General features: G+C 72.7%; 6 protein-coding genes. All 6 read left to right on the top strand.

All coding sequences use genetic code 11. From position 1 onward, the window contains the following. The first annotated feature begins 4 nt into the window (after window positions 1–4). Window positions 5–1003, top strand: coding sequence for a hypothetical protein (locus tag IE313_RS27485; RefSeq protein ID WP_189936890.1), 999 nt, complete (start codon window positions 5–7; stop codon window positions 1001–1003). Window positions 1004–1181: 178 nt separating this feature from the next. Further along, window positions 1182–2717, top strand: coding sequence for an amino acid permease (locus IE313_RS27490; RefSeq protein WP_229925000.1), 1536 nt, complete (start codon window positions 1182–1184; stop codon window positions 2715–2717). A gap of 220 nt (window positions 2718–2937) precedes the next feature. Beyond that, window positions 2938–3357, top strand: a complete 420-nt coding sequence (locus IE313_RS27495; protein WP_189936892.1) for an SSI family serine proteinase inhibitor — start codon at window positions 2938–2940, stop codon at window positions 3355–3357. Between the two features lie 122 nt (window positions 3358–3479). Further along, a complete protein-coding gene (locus tag IE313_RS27500; RefSeq protein ID WP_189936893.1) occupies window positions 3480–4235 on the top strand; it encodes a DUF2470 domain-containing protein in 756 nt (251 codons plus the stop codon). Between the two features lie 1131 nt (window positions 4236–5366). Further along, window positions 5367–7718, top strand: coding sequence for a glycosyltransferase (locus tag IE313_RS27505; protein WP_189936895.1), 2352 nt, complete (start codon window positions 5367–5369; stop codon window positions 7716–7718). Then, window positions 7715–8950, top strand: coding sequence for an acyltransferase family protein (locus tag IE313_RS27510; RefSeq protein ID WP_189936897.1), 1236 nt, complete (start codon window positions 7715–7717; stop codon window positions 8948–8950). The genes IE313_RS27505 and IE313_RS27510 overlap by 4 nt, the downstream gene beginning before the upstream one ends. Window positions 8951–9363 lie beyond the last annotated feature (413 nt).

Consider the following 9363-nt stretch of genomic DNA (forward strand, 5'->3'; position numbering starts at 1 on the left):
GCTGATGTCCCCGATGGGATTCCGCCCTGCGTACCATCCGGCGGGCCATGACTCCGACCTCCGTGCCGCCCTTCAGGACCTGCGCGTCGGGCGCTGGATGTCCATGCGGAACCTGCTGGCGGCCACCGCCGACCGGGCCCTGTGGACCCAGCGCACCCAGGTGCTCGCGGCGGCCGCCGCGGGCACGGACCTCGTCCAGGCCTGGCGCGCGGAGGAACCGCGCAGCGTGGCGGCGGCGGTGATGCACGGCCGGGTCGCGGTGGAGCGTGCGCTGCGGGCGCACCGCGAGGGCCACCGGCACACCCAGGACCTGTGGCACCAGGCCTGGGAGGCGTGCCGGACAGCCGCGCGCGCCGCCGAGGACGACCCCGTCCCCTGGGTGTGCCTGCTGGCGCTTGCCCGGCTCGACGAGCGGCAGCAGTGGGACGAGCACCGGGTGGCGCCGCCCGAGCCGATGCTGCCGCCCGGGCCGTGGGGCCTGCTCGCCCAGGCCGACAAGCGGGACCCCTACAACCGCGAGGCCTACCACCGGATGCTGCAGTTCCTGTACGGCAGGCACGGCAGTGGGCGCCTGACGGAGGCCGTCAACTTCGTGCACTGGGCGGCATCCTTCGCTCCGACCGGTTCCGCGCTGCACGTGCTGCCGCTCTACCTGCACGTCGAGCGGTACCGCAGGGACGGCGGCCGCGACACCGCGCTGGACCTGCACTGGGTGGCGGAGGACGCCACCCGGGAGGCACGGCGCGCGCTGTACGAGTGGTTCGACCACACCTGCTACACGGAGAGCTCGCTGCTGGACCTCAGCCATCTGGCGCACGGCCTGTGGGGCGCGCTCCAGTTCCGTGAGGCCGGCCGGGTCTTCAGGGCCCTCGGCCCGTACTACACGCCCGTGCCGTGGGTGTACCGCGTCGGGGACCCGCGCGACACCGCCGCCGCCGCGGACCTCTTCGCCCAGGCGAGGGCCCGCGCCCTGGCCGCTTTGGAGGGCACCCGCGGAAGCTGAGGGGCCGTCGGGGCCGTCCTCGCCGAGCCCCCGTCTCCGCCCTCCACCCCTTCCACTCCTTCGACTCCTTCCACTCCTTCCACCACCGTCGCGCCGTTCGCACCGTTGCGCTCTTCCGTCCTTGAGGTACGTCGTTTTCCGTTCCCGTTCCTGTACGTCGTTCTACGGAGGTAACCGCGTGTCCCGCCCCACCTGGTCGAGTACGAACACCGACGGCCGCCCACCGCGCGACGAGGAACAGCGGCTCCGCGAGCTCGGCTACCGGCCGGTGCTGGCCCGCCGCATGGGCGGGTTCGGCAACTTCGCCATCAGTTTCTCCGTCATCTCCATCCTGTCGGGCTGCATGACGCTGTACGGCTTCGGCCTCGGCACCGGCGGCCCTGCCGTCATGTTGTGGGGCTGGGCCGGTGTCGGGCTCTTCGTGCTCCTCGTGGGCATGGCACTGGCCGAGGTGACGAGCGCCTATCCGACGTCGGGCGCCCTGTACTACATGGCGGACCGGCTCGGCGGCCGCCGCTGGGGCTGGTACACGGGCTGGCTGAACCTGCTGGGGCTGCTCGGGGCGATCGCCGGGATCGACTACGGAGCGGCCCTGTTCACCGGCGCCCTGCTCAACCTCCAGTTCGGCTTCGATCCCACGCCCGGCTCCACGATGCTGGTCTTCTGCGCGATCCTGCTGCTGCACGCGGTGCTCAACCTCTTCGGTGTGCGTCTGGTGAGCCTGCTGAACTCCATCAGCGTGTGGTGGCACCTGGCGGGCGTGGCGCTGATCGTGGCCGTGCTGGCGATCGTGCCGGACCACCACCAGTCGGCCTCGTTCGTGTTCACCGGGTTCGTCAACGACACCGGCTGGTCGAACCCGGTCTACGCGGCGGCGATCGGCCTGCTCCTCGCGCAGTACACCTTCTGCGGGTACGACGCCTCCGCGCACCTGTCGGAGGAGACCGCCAACGCCTCGGTGTCCGCCGCGCGAGGCATAGTGCGCTCGATCTGGGTCTCCTGGATAGCGGGCTTCGTGCTGCTAGCCGGGCTGACCTTCGCGATCCAGGACTACACGGGCACGCAGAACAGTCCCACGGGCGTCCCCCCGGCCCAGATCCTGCTGGACGCGCTGGGCACGGACGGTGCCACGGCGCTGCTGCTCGTGGTGATCGTGGCCCAGTTGTTCTGCGGCAACGCCGAGGTGGCCGCGGCCAGCCGGATGGTGTTCGCGTTCAGCCGCGACAACGCCCTGCCGGGCTCGACGCTCTGGCGCAGGGTCAGCAGCCGCACCCAGACCCCGGTGCCCGCGGTCTGGCTGTCCGTGGTGGTGGCGTGCGTGCTCGCACTTCCCTCGCTGTACTCGCCGACCGCGTACGGTGCGGTGACCGCCATCAACGTCATCGGGATCACGCCCGCCTACGCGCTGCCGATCCTGCTGCGGCTGCGCGCGGGCGACCGCTTCCAGCGCGGCCCCTGGCACCTGGGCCGGTGGAGCCGGCCGGTCGGCTGGCTGGCGGTGGTCTGGGTGGCCCTGGTGACGGTGCTGTTCTGCCTGCCGCAGTCGTCGCCCATCACCGTCGACTCGATGAACTACGCGGTGATCGCCCTGGCGGTGGTGCTGGTCCTGGCCAGCGTCTGGTGGTACGTCGCCCGGCGCGCCTACGGCACCCCTGACGCCTCTTCGTACGGCTCCGACCGCGAGCAGGCGGAGATCGCGGAAGGGATCGTCTGAGTCCGTCGACAGCGCAGGGCCGGGGCCGCCGCCGCGGCGACTGCGGCCCTCGCGGTTGTGCGGCCCGGCCGAACGGCGGCCGCGGGCGGGTGCCGGTACCGCGGCCCGTGCGGGGCGTGGGGCTCCTGGGAGTTCAGCAATGGCTCATTCCGCTCCCGCGCCCGGTGGTGGCGCGGGCCTAGGTTCGTGCCGCCCTCACCGGACACCAGAAGGAGCCACCATGACCGGCAGACCCGTCGCCACGGCGCTCGCCGCCGCGGCCGCCCTGGCCCTCACCCTCACCGCTGAAGGGACGGCCTCGGCCGCCGCCGCCCCGCCGGCGGCGGCCCCTGCCGGCTCCCTGGACCTCTCGCTCGTCGCCTCGGACATCTCGCAGCGGCCCGTCGGCGACGCCACTTTGGAGTGCGCCCCGGACGGCGGCACACACCCCGATCCCGAGGCCGCCTGTGCCGCGCTCACCGCCGTGCAGGGAGACTTCACCCGCCTGCCCGATGTTCCCGGCCGTGCCTGTCCCGCCGTCGTCGACCCGGTCACGGCCGTCGCGACCGGCACCTGGCAGGGCGTGCGGGTCTCCTACCGGGAGACCTTCGTCAACCGGTGCGCCGCAGAGGTGGGCACCTCGGACGTCTTCAGGTTCTGACCGCCCGCGGACGCCCTGGGCTCCCGGGCCCCCGGGGCCCTCGGCAGCCCGGGGAGACTGGCGGCGCAGCGGGGACAGGGCTAAGTTAGGTAAACCTAACCTCACTCTCCCGAGGAGCCCGGATGCGCCTCACCGACGCCCCCGCCCGGCCGACGGCCGCCGAACGGGTCCGGTCCGTACTGGCCGCCGCCCAGACCATGACCGTGGTCACCGAGCGGGGCCGTACCGAGGTCTTCCGCGCCGGGAGCGGCCGCCTGACCGACCGGCTGCCGCTGCGCCGCCTGCTGCCGCCGGCACCCGGCGCGCGATGTGCCCTGCCCGGCGGGGAAGGCGCCGCGGCCACCCTGGAGTTCACCGACATAGCCCCGATCTCCGTCCGCGACCGCATCCGGGCCCGGGTGGTACTGCCGGGGTGGCTCTGCGCGGACGGTGTGGCACCGGGTCTGTGGTGCCTCGCGATCGAGCGGGCGGTGCTGTGCACCGCGGACGGCGAGGCGACCGTCGGGCTCCAGGAGTTGCTGACCGCACCCACCGACCCGTTGGCCGTCCCGGAAGCCGGCATGCTCACCCACCTGGCCGGCCACCACGGCGACCTGGTGCCGGTACTGATGCGCCTGGTGGAACCCCGTCTGCGGCAGGCAGTGGTGCGTGCGGTGCCGCTCGCGCTGGACCGCTACGGGATCACTCTCCGGCTGGAGTACGCACGGCACCACAGGGATGTCCGGCTGGCGTTCGGGGCACCGGTCGACGAGGCGGTGCAGATCCGCCGGCGGATCCAGTCCCTGCTCGTCGCCGCACACCGCGCCCCGTACCGCGGCCCGGGAACGGCCCACCTCGGCCACGGCGTACAGGAAGGCCGCGGCGCACAGGAGAGCTGACCGCACCGCGCTCCACCCGACCCACCGGATCGGCCACCGCGCTCCACCCGACCCGCCGCATCGGCCCCCGCACCCCGCCCGACCCGCCGGATCGGCCACCTCTGCCGGCGTGCGGCGCACACACCCCCCACCGCACCGGTCTCCTCCCGCGCATCGAGGGCGAGTTGCGGCAGTTCTGAAACCCCGCCTTCACCGAATCCTCGGACTTCATACGGGTGTTGGGACCCTGTAGGTGTGGTGTCACCGCCGGAAGTGAGGCTAAGGTGACACACTGCCGTCCGGCCTCCAAGGGTTGAACGGTTGCGCTTACAAAAGTTCGGTCCTCCCCCACAATCCGAACAGGATGGGACCACTCACATGCCATATGCGCCGAAGCAGCTCGCCCCGCCTCCCTCCCCCACCGCGGGAGGGCCGCCCAGTTGGGACGCCCTGCGCCCGGGCCGGCACCGGTCGCCGGTGCCATGCGGCCCGGTGTCGGACCGCTTCCCCCATCGGGTGCTATCGGCCGTTTCTTGAACGTTCGGCCCCGTTCCGTACCGGGACCGGCCGTCGGCGGCCCACCCCCACGCCGCGCGACGAGCGCCCCGCACACCCGCGTCGGTGTGACGCAGTACGCCGGGCAGCCGTTCCACGGCCGTATGCCGCGGACCGCAGGGACCCGCCCGGTCCTGCCCGCGGCAGCGACGGCCGCACCCGCCTTCCGGCGCCGCCCCGGCCGCCGTAGACGTCCCGGCCGGCACACCGGTGCGGCGGGCGGTCCGGCGCGAAGAACACCGTAGTCACGCGGTAGCCCGTCCGTGCGCCACGACAGGGGCGCACGGCGGCCACCGGGCGTGAGACGCACCGGCCCCCTTCCGCCGCGCCCCGGCGGACGCGTCCGCGCGCCTGCCGTCCCCGTCCGCACCGCGGGTCCGTGCGCCCGCGCAGGACCTACCGAACCGACCCCACCCCGGGACCACCGGACCGACCCCGCCCGACCCCGCCCACCCGGCTCCCCGGGCAGGGCGGCCGTCGGCGACCCCCGAGCGGGACGGCAGCCGGCCGCCACGCCACCGCACCACCCCGTATGCCATGGGACCTCCCGCGCTGACCACGCGCCCATGGACCCCCCACCGGTAAAGGAGACCCCAGGTGCTCGTCTCGCAGCACACCGCCTCAACACCGTCCTCCGCCCCACCACCCGGCGGCCGTCCCGGCCCCGCCGGTCCTGCGCCGGCTCGCGTGCTCGCCGTCGGCACGCCCGGGCCCCGGCTCGACCGGCTGCTCCGGGCGCTCAAGTCCACCGGCCACCCGGTGGCGCACGCGCTGCCGCCGGACGCGGGCTCCCGGCTGCGGCATGCGCCGCCGGACGCCATCGTCGTCCTCCAGGAGGACCCGCCCGCACACGGGTGGGACGGCACCGATCTGATACGCCGGATACGTGCCGTGCCCACCGGCAGCGCCCTTCCGCTGCTGGTCGTGACGGAACTGGACACCGGCTCGGCCACGGTCGCCGAACTGCTCGGCCAGGGAGCGGACGACTGCCTGCGCGACGACTCGGAGCCGATCGAGCTGTCGGCCCGGATCGAGGCGCGGCTGCGCCGGGTGCCCGTTCCCGTGGAGAGCCTGCTCCTCGATCCGCGCACCGGCCTGTACTCGTACCACCACTTCCTGGGCGAGCTCGGCCGTGAGTTGCAGCGGGCCCGGGCGGGACGGCGCGGTGGAGCCCTGACCGTGGTGGCCGTCGCCGAGATGGCGGGCCTGGAGAGCAGGCTCGGGCCCCGGGTGCACCGCGAGGTCGCGGAACGGCTCGCCGGAGTGGCCGAGAAGCTGGGCAACGTCTGCGACCGGCTGGGCTGGGACGAGGACGGGCATCTGCTGATGCTGATGCCGGACGTCGACGAGGAGACCACCCGCCGCAGGCTGGAGCAGTTCGCGCACGCGGTGGCCGGCACCCGCTTCGTGGTCGCCGACGAGAACGTGCGGCTGACACCGGCGATCGGCTGGCTGCCCATCGACCGCGCCGCCGAGCGCGAGAAGCTCGTCCGCAAGGCGTCCGAGGCGGCGAACGAGGCGCTGAACCACCGGGACCTGCGCCCGGTCCGCCATGCGCCGTGGATGGACGGTGTGACGCACCGCAGGCCGCGCCGCTCCATCGTCCGGCCGGTGCTGTCGAACATGACTCCGGCCCTGGTGCTGCTGCTCGGGCTCGGGGTGCCCTTCCTGCTCTACCAGCAGCTCTACCTGGCCGGCTTCGACCTGGGCTCGGCTATGTACTGGGTGGTGGTGGCCGGTCTGATGACGTCTGCCGCACTGGTCGCGCTGGAGTGCCTGTTCTCGCTCGACGCACCGGAAAGGCCGGGCAGCCCGGGCCAGCCGTACCCGCCGGCCAGCGCGGTGATCGCGGCCTACCTGCCGAACGAGGCCGCCACCATCGTGGACACGGTGGAGTCCTTCCTGCGCCTGGAGTACCCCGGCGAGTTGGAGATCGTCCTCGCGTACAACACACCGCGACCGCTGCCGGTGGAGGAGACCCTGCGCGACATCGCCCGGCGCGACCCGCGCCTGGTGCTGCTGAAGGTGCGCGGTTCCACCTCCAAGGCGCAGAACATCAACGCCGCGGTCAGCCGGCTGCACGGCGAGTTCGTGGGCATCTTCGACGCCGACCACCATCCGGAGCCGGCCGCCTTCCAGCACGCCTGGCACTGGCTCTCCAACGGCTACGACGTGGTCCAGGGCCACTGCGTGATCCGCAACGGCGACAGCTCGCTGGTCGCGAGCCTGGTGGCGGTGGAGTTCGAGTCCATCTACGCGGTGAGCCACCCCGGACGCACCCGGATGTACGACTTCGGGGTGTTCGGCGGCTCCAACGGCTTCTGGCGGGCCGACCTGCTCGCCCGGATCCGGATGCACGGCTCGATGCTCACCGAGGACATCGACTCCAGCCTGCGTGCCCTGGAGGACGGCGTCAGGATCGCGATGGACCGGACGCTGATCTCGCGTGAGCTGGCGCCCACCACCCTGAGGGCGCTGTGGAACCAGCGCGCCCGCTGGGCGCAGGGCTGGCTGCAGGTGTCCCTGAAGCACCAGTGGCGGGTGCTGCGGTCCGGTCCCTTCACCCGCAGGCAGCGGTTCGGCCTGACGGTGCTGCTGGGCTGGCGGGAGATCCAGCCGTGGCTCGGCCTGCAGATCGTGCCCATCCTCGCCTACTCGGCGTGGCGCGAGGGCGGTGTGGACCGGCTCGACTGGCTGGTACCGAGTTGCCTGCTCGCGGTGCTGTTCACGATGGCGTCAGGACCGTTGCAGGCGGCGTTCGCCTGGCGGCTGGCGGTACCGGAGATCCGCCGCCGCAAGGGCTGGTTCTGGCGCTACATCGTGTTCTCCACCTTCTTCTACAGCCATCTGAAGAACATGGTGGCCCGGCAGGCCCACCTCAAGGAGGCGCTGGGCGACCGCCAGTGGCGGGTCACCCCGCGGACCGCGGCCGGGGCGGTGCGGTCATGAGCACGCTCAGCACACGCGCGGCCGGCCGTGCCGGGAAGGCCGCCCCGCACCCACCGGAAGGCGCACCGCCGCGCAGCCGCGCCCAGGAGATCGAGGGGTTCCGCGGGATCGCCGCGCTGAGCACGGTCGTCTTCCACGTCTGGCAGATGTACATGCAGTACGGGCCCGACGGCCCCAACCCCCCGGTGGACAACACGGCCCTCGGGTCGCTGATCTCGCTGGAGGTGGTCGATCTCTTCCTGGTGATGTCCGCGTACCTGCTGACGCTGTCGTACGCGCGGGCGGCCATCGACGGCGGCGCCACCCGCCCCGCCCGGTCCTTCATGTACCGGCGGATCATCCGCATCCTGCCGCTGTACTACCTGATGGTGCTGGTGGTGTGGGTGAGCCGGAACCCCGTACTGCCCGGCAACTGGCTGGACCTGGTGGAGCACCTCACCTTCACGCACCTCTTCGACCGGCAGCGCATCTTCTACACCATCGGTCCCACCTGGTCGCTCTCCCTGGAGATCATCTTCTACTTCGTGCTGGTGGCGCTGGGGCCGGTGGCGATCCGCTTGTGCCGGCGCTTCGCGCGGCGCTCGACCAGGGTGGCGATCTGCGTCGGCGGCTGCGTGCTGCTGTACGTGCTGCCCCTGGTGTGGATCTCGGTGGCGCGGTACGCGTTCCACGTGGGGCACCTCGACTACCCGGTGTACTTCGGACCGCAGGCCCGCTTCGGCGGGTTCGCCGTCGGCATGCTGCTGGCGGTGGCAGCGGTGGCCCTCAAGGACCGCGGCATGGTGCCCACCGCGCTCGCGGTGCCGCTGCGCCTGGCGTGTGCGGCGGCCCTGTACGTGCTGTCGTGGGTGTCGGTGCCGGAGAACTTCGCGTTCACCTTCTTCCACCCGCTGTCGTCGGTGGTGTGGATGGTGCTGCTCTACTGCACGCTGCGCAGCAGGAAGAAGGGAGTCTGGCACCGTGCGCTGCAGGCTCGCTGGCTCACCTTCGTCGGACTGATCAGCTACAGCCTCTACATCCTGCACGAGCCGGTCATGCTGGAACTCGACCGGTACGGACTGCTGCCCGGCGGGCCGTACGGCTACGCGCTGGGCACGGTGCTGGTGCTCGGCCTCGCCGTCCCCGCCTCGGTGGTGACCTACTGGCTGATCGAGTACCCGGCAGGGCTGCTCGGTCGGCTGCAGGACAGGTCCGGGTCGAAGCGCGAGTTCTACCCGGAGCTCGCGAGCTGACCGGGCCGATCGCCGCGAGGTAGGACCGGGCACCACCGTGCGAGGGCCCCGCCGCTCCAGGCGGGGCCCTCCGCGTCGCGCGTCCTGCCCCGCACGACCGGCCGCGGTCCCACCACACGCACGGCGTACCGCACACGCACGCCCGCGTGCCGAGGCGCACACCGACGCCTCCCTGCTCACACCGACGTGTCCTGCTCACACCGACACTCCCTGAACGCACCGACGTGTCCTGCTGCGCACACCGTGCGGGACCACACCCCGCGGACCAGCGCACACCGCCCGGTCCTGCTCACACCACCCGCGCCCTGCGCGTACCGCCCGGGCCAGCGCCTACACACTGCGAGGCGTCTCGCACATCGCCGCAGTGCGTGTCCCTCGCACGGCACGTTCCCGCGTACCGCCGAGCCGCGCAG

The organism is Streptomyces sulfonofaciens (assembly GCF_014656295.1).
Classification (GTDB): domain Bacteria; phylum Actinomycetota; class Actinomycetes; order Streptomycetales; family Streptomycetaceae; genus Streptomyces; species Streptomyces sulfonofaciens.